Source organism: Micromonospora sp. NPDC005237 (assembly GCF_040607775.1).
In the GTDB taxonomy this organism is placed as follows: Bacteria; Actinomycetota; Actinomycetes; order Mycobacteriales; family Micromonosporaceae; genus Micromonospora.
Window position 1 is genome coordinate 377,119 of record NZ_JBEXHJ010000005.1, and the last position, 19,837, is coordinate 396,955.

Consider the following 19,837-nt stretch of genomic DNA (forward strand, 5'->3'; position numbering starts at 1 on the left):
GGAGGCGGCACGGTGAGCGAGACCGACGGGCTCGTCTCGGCGTACGTCAGTGATGCCGACCGGGACGCGGAGGCCACCGTGCGGCCCCGGCGGCTGGCCGAGTTCATCGCTCAGGACCGGGTGCGCGATCAGCTCGACCTGCTGTTGCAGGGCGCCATGCGGCGGGGGTCCCCGCCGGATCACATCCTGCTCTCCGGCCCACCCGGGCTTGGCAAGACGAGCCTGGCCAACATCGTCGCCGCGGAGCTGGGCGCCGGCATCCGCGTGACCAGCGGCCCGGCGATCGAGCGTTCCGGTGACCTGGCGGCGATCCTGACCAGCCTCGCCGAGGGCGATGTGCTCTTCATCGACGAGATCCACCGGATCGCCCGGCCGGCGGAGGAGCTGCTCTACAGCGCGATGGAGGACTTCCGGGTCGACGTGGTGGTCGGCAAGGGGCCGGGCGCCACCGCGATCCCGCTGGACGTCGAGCCGTTCACCCTGGTCGGCGCGACCACCCGCTCGGGTCTGTTGACCGGGCCCATGCGGGACCGGTTCGGCTTCGTCGCGCACCTCGACTTCTACGCCCCGGCGGATCTGGAGACGCTGCTGCACCGTTCGGCGCGCATCCTCGGGGTGCCGATCACCGCCGACGGCGCGGCGGAGATCGCCGGCCGGTCCCGGGGCACCCCCCGGATTGCCAACCGGCTGCTGCGCCGGGTCCGCGACTACGCCGAGGTCCGGGCCGACGGCGTGGTCACCCTGGGCACCGCCCGCAAGGCATTGACGGTGTACGACGTCGACGCGCTGGGCCTGGACCGGCTGGACCGGGCGGTGCTGACCGCGCTGGTGGACTCGTTCCGGGGCGGCCCGGTCGGGTTGTCCACCCTCGCCGTGGCGGTGGGGGAGCAGCCGGACACGGTCGAGGAGGTCTGCGAGCCGTTCCTGGTGCGTGCCGGCCTGCTGGCGCGTACCCCGCGGGGGCGGGTGGCCACGGAAGCCGCCTGGCGGCACCTGGGGCGTACTCCACCGAATGGTACATTTGGGATGGATATCCCGTCTCCGCCCGGTCTGTTCTCCCTGGACACCGATCAGCCGTGATGTGAACGTGATCTGTGCCGCATTCGGTGTTCTCAGGTGCAGGGATTAGACTTCGCCGCGGTCTGTACAGGATGTGAGAATCCGCCTCCGCTCCGGCACTCCCGTGCCGGACAGGTGGCCAATGGGAAGGCAGTAACCGTGCAATACCTTGCAGCGGGTGGTGGGGCCGGCGGCTTCACGCCGATCCTGATGATCGTCCTGCTCTTCGGCGTCATGTATTTCATGATGATCCGTCCGCAGCAGAAGCGTCGCCGCGATGCGGAGGCCATGCAGTCCGCGTTGGGCCCGGGCGACGAGGTTGTCACCATCGGCGGGCTCTACGGCACGGTCACCGGCGTCGAGGACGACGCCGTGCTGCTCGAGATCGCTCCGGGCGTGCAGACCCGCTACGCCCGACCGGCCATCGCCCGGGTGGTCACCCGCGCGGAGCTGCCGAGCGAGCCGGTCACCGAGGACGCGGACACCGTCAAGGAGTGACCCTCCCGCGGGGGTGACGGTTCCGGCGTACGGCCGGGTGACCGGCTCCCCGGCCACCGCGCCCAACGGGGCAGCGGACGTGACGTGAAAACTGGATAGTTGGGTCGACGCCGGGCGTCGGCACGTTCCCGTGGCCGTCGGCGTCCCCATGCCGGCGTGTCCGGCCACTGTGTCGGCACCCCGTCGGCCCAGGTCAGACCCGTTGGCCGGGACCCCCGGCCCGACACTCGCCGCCGCCGCGCGCAGCGGCGCGACCGTACAGGGAGACAGGACAACCGTGGCACCACCTCAGGGACAGATGCGACCCGGCCGGCAGCTCGCCGTGCTCGGGTTCATCTTCGTGGTCCTCTACCTTCTGGTGTTCTTCGCGGGCGGTGCCAGCGGCAGCTTCAAGGACCGGCTGGAGCCCAAGCTCGGCCTGGACCTGATCGGCGGCACCCGGATGACGCTGCAGGCGACCAACAGCGTCGATGGCAAGCCCCCGACGGCCCAAAACCTTGAGGAGGCCCGGCAGATCATCGAGAACCGGGTCAACGGGCTCGGCGTGGCCGAGGCCGAGGTGGTCACCGAGGGCAACCGGAATATCGTCATCTCCCTGCCCGGTGAGAACCGGAACCTCGACGAGGTGGGCAGCGCCGCCGAGCTGCGTTTCCGCAAGGTGCTCAAGGCCGCCGACGGCAGCGGGACGGCCGCCGCCCCGCCGGCCGCCACGGCAGCCCCGGGCAGCGTCACCCCGTCCGGCGCCCCCTCGGCGACCCCGTCGGGCAGCGGCGCCCCCTCGGCGACCCCGTCGGGCAGCGGTGGACAGGGCGGGATGGCGCCCGCGCCGTCCGCCAGCGCGACACCGACCCCCTCGGCCTCGGCGAGCGCCAGCGCCGAGCCGGTGCCGGCGAGCATCGAGGAGCAGCGCAAGGCCGTCGAGCAGAAGGTCGGCGCCGCCGCCTGGCAGGCCGCCAGCGGTCTGCAGGCCCCCGCCGACCTGAGCGCCGACCCGTCGCTGGGCGACAAGCTCAAGCCGTTCAGCACGCTGAGCCCGCAAGAGGTTGCCGTGCTGCCGGCGCAGATGCAGTTCAACGTGCCGACGATCGGCTGCGCCCAGCTCGACAAGCGCCCCCCGGCCTCGATCTCCGACCCGAAGCAGCAGGTCGTGTCCTGCGAGGACGGCGCCTCGAAGTACCTGCTCGACCAGGCCAAGGTGCTGGGCACCGACGTGGACGACGCCAACGCGGTGCTCGACCAGACCAACGCCTGGGTGGTCAGCCTCGACTTCACCGGCGACGGCCAGGGCAAGTGGACCGCGTTGACCCGTGAGGCGTTCAACAACGAGGGCCAGGCCTGCGACGCGACCGCCCTCGGCCAGGACGGCAAGTGCCGGGTGGCCGTCGTGCTGGACAACGAGATCGTCTCCTCCCCCGAGATCCAGGGCGTGCTGACCGGCAACTCCCAGATCACCGGCAACTTCACCCAGAAGGACGCCAGCGCGCTCGCCGGTCAGCTCCGGTACGGCGCGCTGCCGGTGACCTTCGAGCCGCAGGAGTCGCAGAACGTCACCGCGACCCTGGGTGCCAGCCACCTCCGCGCGGGTCTGCTCGCGGCCGGCATCGGCATGCTGCTGGTCATCATCTACGCGTTCTTCTACTACCGGCTGCTCGGCTCGGTGATCTTCCTGAGCCTGATCCTGTCCGCGCTGCTCGTCTTCGGCGCGCTTGTGGTGCTCGGTCGGCAGATCGGCTTCACGCTCACCCTCGCCGGCATCGCCGGCATGATCGTCTCGCTCGGTGTGGCGGCGGACTCGTTCGTCATCTACTTCGAACGACTGAAAGACGAGATCCGGGAGGGACGCAGCCCGCGTAGCGCGGTGCCCCGCGCCTGGGTCCGCGCCCGCCGGACGATCATCTCGGCAAACGCGATCACGCTGCTCTCCGCAGTGGTGCTCTACGTGGTCTCGGTCGGCACGGTCAAGGGCTTCGCGTTCGCCCTCGGCCTGGCCACGGTGCTGGACCTGGTCGTGGTCTTCCTCTTCCGGCACCCGATCATGACGATGTTCGCCCGGACCCGGGCGTTCCTGTCCCCGCGGGTCAGCGGCCTGGGTCGGGCACTCCCGGCCCGCAGCCAGCAGACTCAGCCCCGCAACCCGCGCGCCAAGGAGGCCTGAGATGGCTCAGAACGGTCTGGCGAGCCGCCTCTACAACGGCGAGGCCGGTCTCAACGTCGTCGGCCGGCGCAAGCTCTGGTTCGGCGTCGCCGGGATCCTGATCCTGATCGCGATTCTGAGCTTCTCGATCCGCGGGTTCAGCCTCGGCATCGAGTTCGCCGGCGGCAACTCGTTCCAGGTGCCGGCCAGCGTCGGCACCCTGAACCAGGCTGAGGAGCAGGTCGACGCCGCGCTCGCGGCCAAGGGCGGCGGCGCCGAGGTGGTGACCGCGCAGAAGGTCGGCGGCACGGGCGGCGACTCGTACGAGCTGCGTACCGGTCAGCTCAGCGCGGAGCAGGCCACCGCGGTCAAGGCCGACATCGCCCAGCGGTTCGGCATCAACGCGGACCAGATCAGCGACAACCAGGTCAGCGAGGCGTGGGGCAGCCAGGTCACCTCGCGGGCCCTGCTCGGTCTGGTCATCTTCATCGCGTTGGTGATGGTCTACCTGATCCTGCGCTTCGAGTGGCGGATGGCGGTCGCCGCCGTCGCCTCACTGTTCACCAACCTGATCCTCACCGCCGGCATCTACTCCCTCGTCGGCTTCGAGGTCACCCCGTCGACGATCATCGGCTTCCTCACGATCCTGGGCTTCGCGCTCTACGACGTGGTGGTGGTCTTCGACAAGGTGCAGGAGAACACCCGGGGCATCACCGCCAACAACAACATGACGTACGGCGAGGCGGCCAACCTGGCCGTCAACCAGAGCCTCATGCGGTCGCTGAACACCTCCGTGGTGGCGCTGCTGCCCGTCGGTGGTCTGCTCTTCATCGGCGCCGGCCTGCTCGGCGCCGGCACGCTGAAGGACCTCGGCCTGGTGCTGTTCGTGGGTATGGCGGTGGCGTTCCTGACCTCCATCCTGGTGGCGACGCCGCTGCTGGCGCTGCTGAAGAACTACGACCCCCGCATCCAGGCGCACAACAAGCGGGTGCAGGCCCGTCGGGGTACGCCGGGCCGTGGCGAGGTCACCGGCAAGGGTGCCCCGGCCCCGGTCGAGGGCGAGGCGGCCGACGCGCCGCTCGATCCCGACTCCGCCGCGCTGGCCGGCGCCGCCCCGAAGGTGGGCGCGCGGCCGGCGGGCAAGCGGCCGACCGGCGCCCGGGGCGGTCGCCCCGGCGGCGGCGGTAACCGGCCCGGCGGCGCCAAGCGGCGCTGACCGACCCCCGGGGCCGACCCGGGAGGAAACGCCCGAACGGCGTCCGGCATGCTGTGCGAGCAGCATGCCGGACGCCGTCGTCGTGGGAAGGGAAACGAGACAGCCGTGACGGAGACCCACAGCACCGCGGCGCGCGGGGACAGCGGCCCGGAGGCCGCCCGGTTGGTGGCCAGCCGGGTGCTGGACGTGCCGGACTTTCCCCAGCCCGGTGTCCTGTTCAAGGACCTGATGCCGCTGTTCGCCGACGGGAAGGCGTTCCGCGAGGTGGTCGACGAGATCGTCGCGTACCACGGGCGGGACGGCTTCGACGTGGTGGTGGGCATCGAGGCGCGCGGCTTCGTCGTCGCGGCAGCTGTCGCGTACGCGGCCGGGGTGGGCGTGGTGCCCGTGCGCAAGGCCGGCAAGCTGCCCCGCCCGGCGCACTCGGTGTCGTACGCCCTCGAGTACGGCGAGGCCACCCTGGAGGTGCACGAGGACGCCTTCACCGCCGGCCACCGGGTGCTGGTCGTCGACGACGTGCTGGCCACCGGTGGCACCGCCGAGGCGACCCTGGACCTGGTCGAGCGGGCCGGCGGGACGGTCACCGGCTTCACCGTGCTGCTGGAGCTCGGCTTCCTCGGCGCGCGGGAACGGCTGGCGCCGCGTCCGGTCCATGCCCTGCTGACCGTTTGAACCCGGCCCGCCGGGCGGAGGTCGCGCCGACCGTCCGGCGGAGCGGCAGGGGACCGTCCGTGCGGGTAGCATTGCCCTTTGCTGACGCCGGCGGTACACCGTCCGGCGACGCGAGACCAGGCCGGCCGATGTTCGGCCGGTGTGTTTCCGGCGAGCGGTGAGGAGGCCGGTGTCCCACGATGTCGTCCCTCCGGCGGAGGGCACGGTGCACCCGACAGGCGACGCTGACGGCTCGGTGACCGACCGGAACGGCGACGCGCCGGCCCGGGTGACGGGCACCGACAACGGCTCCGGCAGGGCTCCTGCCGACGACGCGGCGGCTCCGACCGGCGTCACGGCGAGCGCCACCACGGAGGCGTCCCCGGGCGCCGACGGGGTCGTGGTCCCGTTTCCGACCGACGCCGGCGTCGACCCGTCGCCGAGCGGTGGCTTCGGGCTGTCCAACGCGCCCACCGGTCGGCGGGTGCGCGCCCGGCTGGCCCGGTTCAACGCGCCCTGGCAGACCTCGCAGGTCAGCGAGGTGCTGGAGCCGCTCATCGCGAGTCACCGGGAGAACCACCCGAAGGCCGACGCGCGGCTGCTCCAGCGCGCCTTCGACACGGCGGCGCGGTGGCACTCCGGGCAGTACCGCAAGTCCGGCGACCCGTACATCACCCACCCGCTCGCCGTCGCCACCATCCTCGGCAACCTGGGGATGGACACCACCACGCTGGTGGCCGCGCTGCTGCACGACACCATCGAGGACACCGAGTACACCCTCGACGCGATGCGCGCCGACTTCGGCGGCGAGGTCGCCCTGCTGGTCGACGGCGTCACCAAGCTGGACAAGGTCAAGCTGGGCGACGCCGCCAAGGCCGAGACGATCCGCAAGATGGTCGTGGCGATGGCCAAGGACCCGCGGGTGCTGGTGATCAAGCTGGCCGACCGGCTGCACAACATGCGCACCCTGACCTTCCTGCCCCGCCCCAAGCAGGAGCAGAAGGCCAAGGAGACGCTGGAGATCCTGGCGCCGCTGGCGCACCGGCTCGGTATGAACACGATCAAGTGGGAGCTGGAGGACCTGGCCTTCGGCACCCTGTTCCCGAAGCGCTACGAGGAGATCAACCGGCTGATCGGGGAGCACCAGCCGCAGCGGGAGTCGCTGCTGCGGCAGGTCACCCAGAAGGTCGGCACCGACCTGAAGGCCGCCAAGATCAAGGCGGAGACGACCGGGCGGCCGAAGCACCTCTACTCGATCTACCAGAAGATGATCGTGCGGGGTCGCGACTTCAACGACATCTACGACCTGGTCGGCGTCCGGATCCTGGTCGACACGGTGCGGGACTGCTACGCGGCGCTCGGCGTGATCCACGCCAACTGGCAGCCGGTGCCGGGGCGGTTCAAGGACTACATCGCGATGCCCAAGTTCAACATGTACCAGTCGTTGCACACGACTGTCATCGGGCCCACCGGCAAGCCGGTGGAGATGCAGATCCGCACGTACGCGATGCACCGCACCGCGGAGTTCGGCATCGCCGCGCACTGGAAGTACAAGGAGCACAAGGGCACCCAGATCGTCGGCCCGCCGGCGCACATCGACGAGATGACCTGGCTGCGGCAGCTGCTGGACTGGCAGCGCGAGGCGGCCGACCCGAGCGAGTTCCTGGACGCGCTGCGCTTCGACCTGTCCAGCCAGGAGGTGTACGTCTTCACCCCGAAGGGTGACGTCATCCCGCTGCCGACCGGGTCGACGCCTGTGGACTTCGCGTACGCGGTGCACACCGAGGTGGGGCACAAGTGCATCGGGGCGCGGGTCAACGGCAAGCTGGTGCCGCTGGAATCGACGCTGTCCAACGGCGACGTGATCGAGATCTTCACGTCGAAGTCCGAGACGGCCGGCCCCACACAGGACTGGCTGGGCTTCGTCAAGAGTCCGCGCGCCCGCACGAAGATCCGCCAGTACTTCAACAAGGAGCGGCGCGAGGAGGCGATCGAGGCCGGCAAGGACGCGATCGTCAAGGCGATGCGCAAGCAGGGCATGCCGTTGCAGCGGATGCTCACCTCCGACGCGTTGATGTCGATCGCCCGGGACCTGCACCTCGCCGACGTGGCGTCGCTGTACGCGGCGGTCGGCGACAGTCAGGTCTCCGCGCAGTCGGTGGTGCAGAAGCTGATGGCCGCGTACGGCGGCGAGGAGGGCGCGGCGGAGGACATCGCCGAGACCGCCGTCGCCACCCGGCCGCCGCGCAGCCGCCAGAGCAGCAGCGACCCCGGCGTGGTGGTCCGTGGCGTCAGCGACGTGTGGATCAAGCTGGCCCGCTGCTGCACCCCGGTCCCACCGGACTCGGTGTTCGGCTTCGTCACCCGCTCCGGCGGGGTGAGCGTGCACCGCGACGACTGCGCCAACGCCGAGGACCTGCGGGCCCAGGCCGAGCGGGTGGTCGAGGTGAGCTGGAAGCTCACGTCCGCCTCCACGTTCCTGGTGGCGATCCAGGTCGAGGCACTGGACCGGCACAAGCTGCTCGCCGACGTCACCCGGGTGCTATCCGACGAGCGGGTCAACATCCTGTCCGCCACCGTCACCACCACCCGCGACCGGGTGGCGGTGAGCCGGTTCAGCTTCGAGATGGCCGACCCGAAGCACCTGGGCCACCTGCTGGCCACCGTCCGCAAGGTCGACGGGGTCTTCGACGCGTACCGGGTCACCTCGGGCGCCTGAACCCCGTACCCCGCACACGAGAGCGCCCGCCGGCTCAGCCGGCGGGCGCTTCCTCGTCTCGTGCGGGTGTCAGCCCTGCGGCGGGCTCATCGTGAGGTCGGTGATCGTGACCTCCTTCTTCGGGTGGCCGCCACCGGCCTGCTGCGCGAACGCCCCGTCGTCGCCGGCCTTGGCCACGTCCTTGACGATGTCCATGCCGCCGGTGACGGTGCCCAGCACCGTGTACGCCGGGTCCAGCGGCGAGTCGCCGTAGACGATGAAGAACTGGCTGCCGGTGCTGCCCGGCTGGCCGGAGTTGGCCATCGCGATGACGCCCTCCGGGTACGGCGGGCGCTTGTCGGTGGGCAGGTTCTCCTCCGGCAGCCGGAAGCTCGGGCCACCCGTGCCGTCGGTGTCCCGCCAGCCCTTGCCGGTGGCGCTCGGGTCACCGCACTGCAGCACCTTGATGCCCTCGGTCACCAGGCGGTGGCACTTGCTGTTGTCGAAGAAGTTCTTCTCCGCGAGGTAGGTGAAGGCGCCCGCCGTGCACGGCACCTGCGACCGGTCGACCTTGGCCGTGATCGGGCCCAGATTGGTGGTGATCGTCATGGTCTGCACGCCCTTGGCGGACTGCTGGTTGCTGGGCACCCCGACGTCCTTGATCTGCGGGGGCCGCTGGTCGGCGGGCATCGCGTTGTAGACGCACTCGCTGGCGCCGGGCGCCGAGGCGGCGGTGTCGCTCTTGTCGTCGTCGCCGCCGAGGGTCGTGGCCAGCCAGACGGTGCCGGCGACCACGAGCACCAGCACGGCCGCCGCGCCGACGATCGCCTGCGTCTGGCGGCGCTTGCGGGCCTTGGCCGAGCGCTCGGCCATCTCCTTCTCGAGTCGGGCGCGTGCCGCCGCGCGCTGCCGCTCTCTGGTGGACGTCACGCCTGGATCCTCCTGGCTGTTTGCTGCGGGGTGCCGCTCGGGTGGGGTGGGGCGACCGGTCAGCCGGCGCTCGGGCTGCTGGCCGGTGCACCGGACGGCGCCGGTGCCGCGCCGGTGACCGGCTCGCCGACCGTGAGGCTCTGGATCACCACGTCGGTCTTGGGCTTGACCTTGGCCCCGGTCCCATTGTCCACGGTCGGCAGAGCACCGATCTTCTCGACCACGTCGAGCCCACCGGTCACCTTGCCGATCACCGGGTACTTCGGGTCCGTGGTCGTGAAGTCCTTGAAGAAGATCAGGAACTGGCTGCCGTTGGTGCCGGGCGGGTTGGAGATCATCGCCACGGTCCCCTTGGGGTACGTCGGCGGCTGACCGGGCGCCGGGCTGGCCGACGGCGACGCCGACGGCACGGTCGGCACGTCCTCGTCGTAGAACGAGTAGGTCGGCCCGCCGAGGCCGGTGCCGCTGGGGTCACCGCAGCGCAGCGCGCCGTCGGCGGTGATCTCGTGGCACTTGGTGTTGTCGTAGAACGACCGGCTCGCCAGGTGGGCGATGCTCGCCGCGGCGCAGGGGGAGTTGGCCAGGTTCAGCTCGGCGGTGATCGGCGCACCCTGGTTGGTGGTGACCGTCATCGCCCGGGTGCCGTCGGTCGGCAGGCCCTTGGTCGCCGGCGTGCCGACGTCCTTGAGGTTGGTGTTGGCGGTCGCGTCCTGCGGCGTCCAGAGGCAGGTGTCCTCCGCGGCGGTGTTCTTCTTCGGATCGGAGTCGAACGCCCCGAGCGCCCACGCCGAGCCGGCCACGATCACCGCGAGGACCAGGAAGGCGCCGACACCGGCCTGGATCTGCCGGCGGCGCCGCGTGGCGGCGGCCCGGCGAGCCAGCTGCCGGTCGAGCTTGGCCCGCGCCAGTTTGCGCTGCCGGTCCCTGCTGGAAGCCACAGGTGCTCCCCTTTCCTCTGCCTGGTCGTCACCGGCGGCCGGGTACCCCGGCCCGTCCGGGCTCGCGTGTGCCACGCCACACGCCCGCCAGAGTGTACGGCTAGTGACTGGGAATGTGGTGTACGAGGTCCACCCCGCCGCCAGCAGCCCATATCGTGCGATGTCACTGTGTCGGATGGGGCCTCGGGGGCGGACGCGGCAAACGCGCTCGCCCCGCCGGTTAGGCTGCTGGCAGGACGACAGCTCGACGGAGAGGACAGCGCCCGTGCTCGTGGCCGGCTTTCCCGCGGACGCCTTCGGCACCAACTGCTATGTGGTGGCCACCGCGCCGGGGGAGCAGTGCGTGGTGGTCGATCCCGGCATCGGGGTGCTCGACCAGCTCGACGCGCTGCTCGCCGAGCACCGCCTGCATCCGGCCGCCGTGCTGCTCACCCACGGCCACCTGGATCACACGTTCTCGGTGGCGCCGGTCTGCGGTGCGCGCGGGATCACCGCGTACGTGCACCCCGGCGACCGGGAGATGCTCGCCGACCCGGCCAAGGGCCTGTCGACCGATCTGACCTCGCTCTTCGGTGGCCGGCTGAGCTACACCGAGCCGGAGGACGTGGCCGAGCTGACCGACGGCGCGACCCTCACGCTCGCCGGCCTGGAGATCGCCGTCGACCACGCCCCGGGCCATACCGGCGGGTCGGTGCTGTTCCGGCTGCCCGGCGCCGGGTCGGGGTGGGAGGCCGACGAGATCTGCCTCTCCGGCGACGTCCTCTTCGCCGGCTCGATCGGCCGCACCGACCTGCCCGGCGGCAGCATGCCGGCGATGCTCACCAGCCTGCGCGACAAGATCCTCCCGCTGGCCGACGACACCGTCGTGCTGCCCGGGCACGGCCCCAGCACCACCATCGGCCGCGAGCGCGCCAGCAACCCGTACCTCATCGAGGTGGCCGGCGCGGCGCCGGCCGCTCCCACCCGGGGCCTCTAGTTCTTCGTCCGCGCCGCGCGCGGACCCACGACACCACCGCGCCGCGGGCGCGGGATCGCAAGGAGTACGCCGATGAGCAAGCCCACGCCCATCTCCGGTTTCCCGGAGTGGACCCCCGGCCAGCGGATGATCGAGCAGTTCGTGCTCGGCAAGATCCAGGACACCTTCGAGCTGTACGGGTTCGCACCGCTGGAGACCCGCGCCGTGGAGCCGCTGGACCATCTGCTGCGCAAGGGCGAGACCTCCAAGGAGGTCTACGTGGTCCGGCGGCTGCACGCCGACGCCGAGGGATCCGGTGGCGACGACCAGCTCGGCCTGCACTTCGACCTGACCGTGCCGTTCGCCCGGTATGTGTTGGAGAACGCCGGCAAGCTGCACTTCCCGTTCCGCCGCTACCAGATCCAGAAGGTGTGGCGGGGTGAGCGGCCGCAGGAGGGCCGCTACCGGGAGTTCGTCCAGGCCGACATCGACATCATCGACCGGGACACCCTGGCCCCGCACCACGAGGCGGAGATGCCGCTGGTCATCGGGGACGCGCTGCGCGCCCTGCCCATCCCGCCGGTGACCATCCAGGTCAACAACCGCAAGATCTGGGAGGGCTTCTTCCGCGGCATCGGGGTGACCGACCCGGAGGCGGCGCTGCGCACCGTCGACAAGCTCGACAAGATCGGCCCGGCGAAGGTGGCCGAGCTGCTGGCCGAGACCGCCGGGGCGAGCGAGGCGCAGGCCAAGGCGTGCCTGGCGCTGGCCGAGATCTCCGCCCCGGACGCCTCGTTCGCCGACGCCATCCGGGCGCTCGGGGTGACCGACCCGCTGCTCGACGAGGGCGTCGAGGAGCTGGTCCGGGTGGTGGACACCGCCGCCGAGCACTCGCCCGGCCTCTGCGTGGCGGACCTGCGCATCGCCCGTGGCCTGGATTACTACACGGGCACCGTCTACGAGACCCAGCTGCGCGGCTACGAGCGCTTCGGCTCGATCTGCTCCGGCGGCCGGTACGACAACCTGGCCAGCGCCGGCGCCACCTCGTACCCCGGGGTGGGCATCTCGATCGGCGTGACCCGGCTGCTCGGGCTGCTCTTCGGCGCGGGGGAGCTGTCGGTCTCCCGTTCGGTGCCCACCTGTGTCGTGGTGGCCCTGGCCGACGAGGAGCAGCGCCCGGCCAGTGGCCGGATCGCGTCGGCGCTGCGCCGGCGGGGCATCGCCACCGAGGTGTCGCCGAGCGCGGCGAAGTTCGGCAAGCAGATCCGCTACGCCGAGCGGCGCGGCATCCCGTACGTCTGGTTCCCGGGGGCCGACGGCGCTCCGGACGAGGTGAAGGACATCCGCTCGGGTGAGCAGGTCACGGCCGACGCCCGGGAGTGGGCGCCGCCCCGGGAGGACCTGAAGCCGAAGGTTGGTTGAGTGTCACGACTGGCGCGGACGGCCGCGGGGACCTACGGTAGCGTAAGTTACGCCACCGTAGGGAGTTACTCGTGACCGTGAGCACCACACTGAGCCAGACCGCCCTGCTCGTCGAGCTGGAGCCGGTCGTCGCGCGCAACCTGGACCGTCACCTCTCGCTGGCGAAGGAGTGGTTCCCGCACGAGTACGTGCCGTGGAGCGAGGGTCGCACGTTCGACGGGCCGCTCAACGGTGAGGCGTGGTCGCCGACCGACTCGACCATCCCGGACGTCGCCCGTACCGCGCTGATCGTCAACCTGCTGACCGAGGACAACCTGCCCTCGTACCACCACGAGATCGCCACCCTGTTCGGCCGAGACGGCGCGTGGGGCACGTGGGTGCACCGGTGGACCGCGGAGGAGGGCCGGCACGGCACGGCCATCCGCGACTACCTGACCGTCACCCGGGCGGTCGACCCGGTGGCGCTGGAGCGCGCCCGGATGACCCACATGTCCGCGGGCTACGTCAACGTGCACGACGACGAGGTGCTGCACTCGCTGGCGTACGTCTCGTTCCAGGAGCTGGCCACCCGCATCTCGCACCGCAACACCGGCAAGGCCACCGGCGACCCCGCCTGCGAGGCGCTGCTGGCGCGGGTCGCCGCCGACGAGAACCTGCACATGGTCTTCTACCGCAACCTGCTCGCCGCCGCGTTCGAGCTGGCCCCGAGCCAGGCCATGCGGGCGGTCGCCGACGTGGTGGCCAACTTCCAGATGCCCGGCAACGGCATCGACGGCTTCGCCCGCAAGTCGGTGGCGATCGCCCTCGCCGGCATCTACGACCTGCGCCAGCACCGCGACGAGGTGTTGCAGCCGGTGCTGCGCCAGTGGGACGTCTTCAACGTGACCGGCCTCGACGCCGACGGCGAGGCCGCCCGCGAACAGCTCGCGGCCCAGCTGGAGGCCCTGGAGAACGCGGCGGCTCGCTTCGAAGAAAAGCGCGACGCCCGAGCAGCCCGCCTAGCCCTCCGCTAACCCCACCCCACCCCACCCCACCCACCCTGCGCCCCCACCCCACCCGCCACACTCCGTTGATCATGAAGTTATTGCCCCGACACGCCGACGAGGCGGGCAATAACTTCATGATCAACCCCGCGACGTGGGGCGGTGGGGGGTTAGGGGGTTGGGGGGAGGGGGAACAGGAGGCAGGTGCTTGTCGCGTGGGCGATCAGGCGGGCGTTCGCGTCGGTGAGGCGGGCTTCGGCCAGGGCCGTGCGGCGACCGCGTTGCAGCACCGTGCCCTCGCAGCGCAGCGTGCCGCTGTCGACGGTGACCGGGCGCAGGAACTTCACGTTCAGGTCCAGCGAGGTGTAGCCGACCCCGGCGGGCAGCGTGGTGTGCACGGCACAGGCGGCGGCGGTGTCCAGCAGGGTCGAGATGACGCCACCGTGGACGGTGCCCAGCGGGTTGTAGTGGAACTCCTGGGGGACCAGCTCGACGGCGACCCGACCCTCGTCGGCCTCCATCCGGGCCATGTCGATCAGGTGCATCACCGGGGGTGCGGCCAGTTCTCCGGCGATCATCGCGCGGAGCAGGTCGATGCCGCTGCGCCGACCGACCTGCGCGGCGTTGGCCGCCGGGTCGGACCAGGTGAAGGTACGGCTGCGCGCCGGCTCCTGGGTCTGTGTCATGGACGCAGCGTCGCAGGACGTTGCTGAGTCTGTCAATGAGACCTAGCCTGGTCGGATGAGACCCGCGGCACTGGACTGGTCGGTGGAGAACTGCACCATCGCCCGCGCGATGGAGATCCTCGGCGAGCGGTGGACCATGGTGGTGCTGCGCGAGGTGTTCAGCGGCGTGCGGCGCTTCGACGACATGCGGGTCCGCACCGGTATTCCGCGCCAGGTTCTCACCAACCGGCTGGCGGTGCTCGTCGAGCGGGGCGTTCTGCGTCGTGAGCCGTACCGGGAGCCCGGCAGCCGGCTGCGCCACGAGTACCGGCTGACGGAGAAGGGTCTGGCCCTCTGGCCGGTGCTGGTCGCCGTGCTCGGGTGGGGTGACCGGTACCTGGCCGACGCCGAGGGCTCGCCGTTGAGCGTGGGGCATCGCGACTGCGGCGCCCCGGTACGCGTCGAGCTGCGCTGCGCCGAGGGGCACCCGGTGGATGATCCCCGCGACGTGCTGCCCCGCCCGGGTCCCGGCGCGCGCCGCCGTACCCCCTGACGCCGCCCACCGCCGCCCGCCGTGCGGCCCGATCCGTGGTGATCCGGCGGCGGGGGTTGTGGCGGCAACGGCGTCGGACGGCGAGTGGTGTCCGAAACGGATCCGGCGGTCCTCAGGGCTGTGACGGCAGGTGCCCGCGAACGTGTCCGCGGTGTTGCGGCGGTGTGACTGGCGCGGGTCGACGAATTCGGGCGAAACCAGGTCTTGTCAATGATCTTAAGTATGTGAATACTTCTGTTCACTCGGCCGGTTCTCGCAGATCGGCCGGGTCGCCCCTCGGGTCAGCCACCCCCGGCCAGACCCGTCTCCCCCGCCCAGGAGGTTTGTTACATGCGACCCACGAGGTCCTCATTCCGCGTTGCGGCGACTGTTGCCGTGAGCGGAACCCTGGTCGTCGGCTCGCTCATCGGCGCACCCGCCCAGGCCGCCCCCGCCGCCTCGCCCGACGCCGCCGCCGCCCTCTCCGCTCAGCTCGGCGACCGCTCCGCCGGCTCGTACATCGACGCCAGCGGCAAGACCGTCGTCACGGTGACCGACGCCGCCGCCGCCCGCACGGTCAGCAAGGCCGGAGCGAGCGTCCGGTACGTCACCCGCGGCGCCGCCGAGCTGAACCGGGCCACCGCCGAGCTGGAGCGCTCGGCGAAGATCCCGGGCACCGCCTGGTGGAGCGACCCGATCACCAACCAGGTGGTCGTCTCCGTCGACAGCACCGTCACCGGCGCCAAGCTGGAGCGGGTCAAGGCCGCTGCCGCGCGCGCCAACGGCGCGGTACGCGTCGAGGCCGAGGCCGGCGTGCTCAGCACCCGCATCTCGGGTGGCCAGGCCATCTACACCGGCGGCTACCGCTGCTCGCTCGGCTTCAACGTGCGCAGCGGCAGCACCTACTACTTCCTGACCGCCGGGCACTGCACCAACCTCGGCACCAACTGGTACTCGAACTCCAGCCAGACCAGTCTGCTGGGCACCCGTGCCGGCACCAGCTTCCCGGGCAACGACTACGGCATCGTGCGGCACAACAACTCCGCGAACGCCGCCGGTAACGTCTACCTCTACAACGGCAGCTACCGGGACATCACCGGCGCCGGCAACGCGTCGGTCGGCCAGTCGGTGCAGCGCTCCGGCAGCACCACCGGCCTGCGCAGCGGCTCGGTGTCCGCGACGAACGCCACGGTGAACTACGCCGAGGGTTCGGTCTCCGGCCTGATCCGCACCAACGTCTGCGCCGAGGGTGGCGACAGCGGTGGCTCGCTCTTCTCCGGTAGCACCGCGCTCGGCCTCACCTCCGGCGGTAGCGGTAACTGCAGCAGCGGCGGGACGACCTACTTCCAGCCCGTCACCGAGGCCCTGAGCGTCTACGGCGTCAGCGTCTTCTGATCGATTCACCGCCCGCGGGTCGCCGGAGTCCTCCGGCGGCCCGCGCCGCGCGTCCGGGGGTGGGCCGTCCGCCCCGGCGCCCGCGCCGCCTCAGGCGAGGCGATCCGGCCCGTCCGTGGGAAGCAGGGGATCCGGGGGTACGACACCGGTCGTCGGCAGGGCGGGCCCCAGCGGCGTGGCGCCGTCGGTGGCCCAGGCGAGGTGCGCCCGTCGGGCGGAGAGGACCGCCAGCAGCGGCCAGAGTGACACGCCCACCGCCGTCACCCGTTCGGCCAGGCCGGTCCGGGATCCGCTGGTCACCTCGAACGCGAACCAGCCGAAGAGGGCGAGCAGCACGATCGTGGCGCTCAGCGCCACGCCCCGCCGAAACGCCCAGGGCGGCTGCGGGACTCGCGGATGTGCGGCGTCCGGGCCACGCGGCAGCCGCAGCGCCGACCCGGCCGGCCAGAGCGCCAGCGCCAGGACCGCGACGGTCGCCGCGACGCCGTGGCTGAGGGAGCCGCCGACCGCCGGCCGGGGAAAGGCGACAAGCGCGATGGTCGCCACGCCGCCGACGGCGAGCAGGAAGCGGCTGGGCAGCCCGGCCGCGTGCAGCACCGCGGCGATCGCCAGGTAGCAGCAGCCGAGCAGCAGCAGACAAGTGATCATGATCCAGGAGTCGGTGGCGTCGTGCCCCGCCAGTTCGCTTATGGTGTCGCGGACCGGGTCGTACCCGGCCGGCTGCCGGGCGCCCGCGACCGTCCAACCGCCGACCAGCAGCACCGGCGCGGCCACCGCCGTGGCGACGCCCCAGTTTGGTACGGCGCGCATTCGGCCACGTTAACCGGCGCGACGGCCCGGCGAGCCGGGTTCGCCAGGCTGCCCACCGGCGCAGCGCGCGGCCTGCCGCCTGCTCACCTGCGAATCGTGCCGGCCTGCCGGGTGCCCCCGAGCGGGGCCGGCCACCCCTGACAGAATGCGGGTGAGGACTGTTCCACGATGAGGAGTTGCCAGCCGTGATCCGTACCCACAATGCCGGAAGCCTGCGCGCCGCGGACGCCGGCTCGACGGTGACGCTCGCCGGGTGGGTGGCCCGCCGGCGTGACCACGGCGGCGTCATCTTCGTCGACCTGCGCGACGGCTCCGGCGTGGTCCAGGTGGTGTTCCGCGAGGAGGACGCGCACGCGCTGCGCAACGAGTTCTGCGTGAAGGTCACCGGCGAGGTGACCCGCCGGCCGGCCGGCAACGAGAACCCGGAGCTGCCCACCGGCGACGTCGAGGTGACCGCCGTCGAGCTGGAGGTGCTCTCCGAGGCCGCGCCGCTGCCGCTCCCGGTGGACGACCAGGTCGAGGCCGGTGACGACCTCCGCCTGCGGTACCGCTACCTGGACCTGCGCCGCAGCGGCCCGGCGAACGCGCTGCGGCTGCGCTCGCGCGCCAGCCACCTCGCCCGGGGGGTGCTGCACGAGCGGGACTTCCTGGAGATCGAGACCCCGACGCTGACCCGCTCGACGCCCGAGGGCGCCCGCGACTTCCTGGTGCCTGTGCGACTCCAGCCCGGCAGCTGGTACGCGTTGCCGCAGTCGCCGCAGCTGTTCAAGCAGCTGCTGATGGTCGGCGGCATGGAGCGGTATTACCAGATCGCGCGCTGCTACCGCGACGAGGACTTCCGCGCCGACCGGCAGCCCGAGTTCACCCAGCTCGACATCGAGATGTCGTTCGTCACCGAGGACGACGTGATCGACCTCGGCGAGGCGATCGTCTCGGCGCTGTGGAAGGACCTGGCCGGGCACGAGATCAGCCGGCCGATCCCGCGGATCACCTGGCACGACGCGATGGCCCGCTACGGCTCGGACAAGCCGGACCTGCGCTACGGCGTGGAGCTGACCGAGCTGACCGACTACCTGCGCGGCACCGAGTTCCGGGTGTTCGCCGGGGCGATCGACGCGGGCGGCTACGTGGGCGCGGTGGTGATGCCCGGTGGCGCGGCGCAGAGCCGCAAGGAGCTCGACGGCTGGCAGGACTGGGCGAAGGCGCGCGGCGCGCGGGGCCTGGCGTACGTGGTGCTGGACGCCGAGACCGGCGAGGCGCGCGGCCCGGTGGCCAAGAACCTGTCCGCCGAGCACCTGGGCGGGCTCGCCGACGCGGTCGGCGCCAAGCCGGGTGACGCGGTCTTCTTCGCCGCCAGCGCCAACGCCCGTGAGGCGCAGGAGCTGCTGGGCGCGGCCCGCGTCGAGATCGCCAAGCGGGCCGGCCTCATCGACGAGAGCGCCTGGGCGTTCTGCTGGGTGGTCGACGCGCCGATGTTCGAGAAGACCGACGAGGGTGGCTGGACGGCTGTGCACCACCCGTTCACCTCGCCGAACGCGGAGTGGGTGGACCGGTTCGAGGAGGCGCCGGACCGCGCCTTGGCGTACGCGTACGACATCGTCTGCAACGGCAACGAGATCGGCGGCGGGTCGATCCGTATCCACCGGGGCGACGTGCAGAAGCGGGTGTTCGACCTGCTCGGCATCACCCCCGAGGAGGCGCAGGACAAGTTCGGCTTCCTGCTGGAGGCGTTCAAGTACGGCGCACCGCCGCACGGCGGCATCGCGTTCGGCTGGGACCGGGTCTGCATGCTGCTGGCCGGCGCGGACTCCATCCGTGAGGTCATCGCGTTCCCGAAGACCCGGGGCGGCTTCGACCCGTTGACCGGCGCGCCGACCCCGATCACCGCCCAGCAGCGCGCCGAGGCCGGCATCGACGCCAAGCCCAAGCCGCAGCCGCCGGCCCACGCCGGCACGGCCGGCCCGGCAGCCCCGGTAGCCGACCCGGTCTGACCGCACCCCCCGGCCCCTGCTTGGGTGATCAAGAGGTTTGCGTCATCATCGCCCCGCGAGATGACGCAAACCTCTTGATCGTCGGTGGGGGAGTGGGCTGGGATGCGGGTGCTTGTTGTCGGGGGTAGCGGGTTTCTGGGTCGGGCGGTCTGTCGGCGGGGCGTCAGCGCCGGGTTCTCGGTGGTGGGGACGTTTTACTCCGGGTCCGTCGGGGTGTCTGGTGTTGTCGGGCGGCGGCTGGACGTGACCGACCGGGCCGCCGTGCGCGCGCTGGTCGCCGAGGTGCGGCCGGACACCGTGGTCGCGACCCCCTATCGGTACGACGACTGGACGGTCACCGCCGACGGGGCCGCGCACGTGGCCCTCGCCGCCGCCGAGGTGGGGGCCCGGCTGGTGCACCTGTCCAGCGACGCGCTGCACGGCGGCCGTCCCACGCCGTACGCCGACGACGACCCGCCCAGCCCGGTCAACGCGTACGGGGCCGCGAAGGCGGCGGCGGAGACCGCCGTACGAGCGATCGACCCCGGTGCGGCGCTGGTGCGTACCTCGCTGATCCTGGGGGAGGGCAGCAAGCAGATCGAGCTCTGCCGCGAGGCGCTCGCCGGTCGGGCCGTCCTGTTCACCGACGAGTTCCGCTGCCCGATCGACGTCAGCGACCTGGCCGACGCCGTGCTGGAGCTGGCCTGCTCGTCGTACGCCGGACTGCTCAACGTGGCCGGCGCGGACGCCGTCAGCCGGGCCGAGCTGGGTCTGCTGGTCGCCGAGCGGTTCGGTCTGGACGCGACGGGCCTGAAGACCACCACGGCCGCCGCCGCTGGCGTGGTCCGCCCCAGCGACGTACGCCTCGACTCCGCCCGCGCCGCCGGTCTGCTGCGGACGCGGCTGCGCGGGGTGCGGGAACTCCTGGCCTGATGTCCTGCACACTTCCTATGCACAACTATTGTGCATAGGAAGTGTGCA

General features: G+C 71.7%; 17 protein-coding genes. 13 read left to right on the plus strand and 4 right to left on the minus strand.

Annotated elements, in window-relative coordinates:
- Positions 1 to 12 precede the first annotated feature (12 nt).
- From ruvB to ABZT87_RS16640, 6 genes are all read left to right on the plus strand, one after another.
- Positions 13 to 1,080, plus strand: coding sequence for a Holliday junction branch migration DNA helicase RuvB (gene ruvB / locus ABZT87_RS16615; RefSeq protein ID WP_354856025.1), 1,068 nt, complete (start codon positions 13 to 15; stop codon positions 1,078 to 1,080).
- A gap of 138 nt (positions 1,081 to 1,218) precedes the next feature.
- Complete coding sequence (yajC, locus tag ABZT87_RS16620; RefSeq protein ID WP_354856026.1) at positions 1,219 to 1,557, plus strand: preprotein translocase subunit YajC; 339 nt, start codon at positions 1,219 to 1,221, stop codon at positions 1,555 to 1,557.
- 277 nt (positions 1,558 to 1,834) lie between these two features.
- Positions 1,835 to 3,712, plus strand: coding sequence for a protein translocase subunit SecD (secD, locus tag ABZT87_RS16625; protein ID WP_355136352.1), 1,878 nt, complete (start codon positions 1,835 to 1,837; stop codon positions 3,710 to 3,712).
- Between the two features lies 1 nt (position 3,713).
- Positions 3,714 to 4,907, plus strand: a complete 1,194-nt coding sequence (secF, locus tag ABZT87_RS16630; protein WP_354856028.1) for a protein translocase subunit SecF — start codon at positions 3,714 to 3,716, stop codon at positions 4,905 to 4,907.
- Between the two features lie 105 nt (positions 4,908 to 5,012).
- Positions 5,013 to 5,579 carry an adenine phosphoribosyltransferase gene (locus ABZT87_RS16635; RefSeq protein ID WP_354856029.1) on the plus strand — a complete coding sequence of 189 codons (567 nt, stop codon included), beginning with the start codon at positions 5,013 to 5,015 and terminating at the stop codon, positions 5,577 to 5,579.
- 169 nt (positions 5,580 to 5,748) lie between these two features.
- Complete coding sequence (locus ABZT87_RS16640; protein WP_355136354.1) at positions 5,749 to 8,277, plus strand: bifunctional (p)ppGpp synthetase/guanosine-3',5'-bis(diphosphate) 3'-pyrophosphohydrolase; 2,529 nt, start codon at positions 5,749 to 5,751, stop codon at positions 8,275 to 8,277.
- Positions 8,278 to 8,346: 69 nt separating this feature from the next.
- Here ABZT87_RS16640 and ABZT87_RS16645 read toward each other — a convergent pair whose 3' ends face one another.
- Positions 8,347 to 9,186 carry a peptidylprolyl isomerase gene (locus ABZT87_RS16645; RefSeq protein ID WP_354856031.1) on the minus strand — a complete coding sequence of 280 codons (840 nt, stop codon included), beginning with the start codon at positions 9,184 to 9,186 and terminating at the stop codon, positions 8,347 to 8,349.
- Positions 9,187 to 9,245: 59 nt separating this feature from the next.
- Positions 9,246 to 10,124 carry a peptidylprolyl isomerase gene (locus ABZT87_RS16650; RefSeq protein WP_355136356.1) on the minus strand — a complete coding sequence of 293 codons (879 nt, stop codon included), beginning with the start codon at positions 10,122 to 10,124 and terminating at the stop codon, positions 9,246 to 9,248.
- A 265-nt stretch (positions 10,125 to 10,389) separates the two neighbouring features.
- Between ABZT87_RS16650 and ABZT87_RS16655 the strand changes: the two genes are divergently transcribed.
- From ABZT87_RS16655 to ABZT87_RS16665, 3 genes are all read left to right on the plus strand, one after another.
- The gene (locus ABZT87_RS16655; RefSeq protein ID WP_355065755.1) at positions 10,390 to 11,100 is read left to right on the plus strand and encodes an MBL fold metallo-hydrolase; all 711 of its coding nucleotides are present in this window, start codon (positions 10,390 to 10,392) and stop codon (positions 11,098 to 11,100) included.
- 72 nt (positions 11,101 to 11,172) lie between these two features.
- Positions 11,173 to 12,501 (plus strand): histidine--tRNA ligase, encoded by a 1,329-nt coding sequence (gene hisS / locus ABZT87_RS16660; RefSeq protein ID WP_355136358.1) that lies wholly within the window; start codon positions 11,173 to 11,175, stop codon positions 12,499 to 12,501.
- A gap of 71 nt (positions 12,502 to 12,572) precedes the next feature.
- A complete protein-coding gene (locus ABZT87_RS16665) occupies positions 12,573 to 13,514 on the plus strand; it encodes an acyl-ACP desaturase (protein WP_354856035.1) in 942 nt (313 codons plus the stop codon).
- A 140-nt stretch (positions 13,515 to 13,654) separates the two neighbouring features.
- Here the strand turns inward: ABZT87_RS16665 and ABZT87_RS16670 are convergent, their stop codons facing one another.
- Positions 13,655 to 14,170 carry a PaaI family thioesterase gene (locus ABZT87_RS16670; protein ID WP_354856036.1) on the minus strand — a complete coding sequence of 172 codons (516 nt, stop codon included), beginning with the start codon at positions 14,168 to 14,170 and terminating at the stop codon, positions 13,655 to 13,657.
- 55 nt (positions 14,171 to 14,225) lie between these two features.
- Here ABZT87_RS16670 and ABZT87_RS16675 point away from each other — a divergent pair, with 55 nt between their 5' ends.
- A complete protein-coding gene (locus tag ABZT87_RS16675) occupies positions 14,226 to 14,702 on the plus strand; it encodes a helix-turn-helix domain-containing protein (RefSeq protein ID WP_355136360.1) in 477 nt (158 codons plus the stop codon).
- Positions 14,703 to 15,032: 330 nt separating this feature from the next.
- Entirely contained in the window at positions 15,033 to 16,076 is a 1,044-nt protein-coding gene (locus tag ABZT87_RS16680; protein ID WP_354856038.1) for a S1 family peptidase, read from the plus strand.
- A 90-nt stretch (positions 16,077 to 16,166) separates the two neighbouring features.
- Here ABZT87_RS16680 and ABZT87_RS16685 read toward each other — a convergent pair whose 3' ends face one another.
- Positions 16,167 to 16,886 (minus strand): DUF998 domain-containing protein, encoded by a 720-nt coding sequence (locus ABZT87_RS16685; protein WP_355136362.1) that lies wholly within the window; start codon positions 16,884 to 16,886, stop codon positions 16,167 to 16,169.
- 185 nt (positions 16,887 to 17,071) lie between these two features.
- Here ABZT87_RS16685 and aspS point away from each other — a divergent pair, with 185 nt between their 5' ends.
- Together aspS and ABZT87_RS16695 are read left to right on the plus strand one after the other, a co-directional pair.
- The gene (gene aspS / locus ABZT87_RS16690; RefSeq protein WP_355065763.1) at positions 17,072 to 18,877 is read left to right on the plus strand and encodes an aspartate--tRNA ligase; all 1,806 of its coding nucleotides are present in this window, start codon (positions 17,072 to 17,074) and stop codon (positions 18,875 to 18,877) included.
- 102 nt (positions 18,878 to 18,979) lie between these two features.
- Entirely contained in the window at positions 18,980 to 19,789 is an 810-nt protein-coding gene (locus ABZT87_RS16695; protein WP_355136364.1) for a sugar nucleotide-binding protein, read from the plus strand.
- The last annotated feature ends 48 nt before the right edge of the window (positions 19,790 to 19,837 follow it).

Excerpts from the sequence above, each read along its gene's own strand:
- secF (WP_354856028.1), top strand. The coding sequence starts at position 3,714 with ATGGCTCAGAACGGTCTGGCGAGCCGCCTCTACAACGGCGAGGCCGGT.
- hisS (WP_355136358.1), top strand. The coding sequence starts at position 11,173 with ATGAGCAAGCCCACGCCCATCTCCGGTTTCCCGGAGTGGACCCCCGGC.
- ABZT87_RS16670 (WP_354856036.1), bottom strand. The coding sequence starts at position 14,170 with ATGACACAGACCCAGGAGCCGGCGCGCAGCCGTACCTTCACCTGGTCC.
- ABZT87_RS16675 (WP_355136360.1), top strand. The coding sequence starts at position 14,226 with ATGAGACCCGCGGCACTGGACTGGTCGGTGGAGAACTGCACCATCGCC.
- ABZT87_RS16680 (WP_354856038.1), top strand. The coding sequence starts at position 15,033 with ATGCGACCCACGAGGTCCTCATTCCGCGTTGCGGCGACTGTTGCCGTG.
- ABZT87_RS16685 (WP_355136362.1), bottom strand. The coding sequence starts at position 16,886 with ATGCGCGCCGTACCAAACTGGGGCGTCGCCACGGCGGTGGCCGCGCCG.
- ABZT87_RS16695 (WP_355136364.1), top strand. The coding sequence starts at position 18,980 with ATGCGGGTGCTTGTTGTCGGGGGTAGCGGGTTTCTGGGTCGGGCGGTC.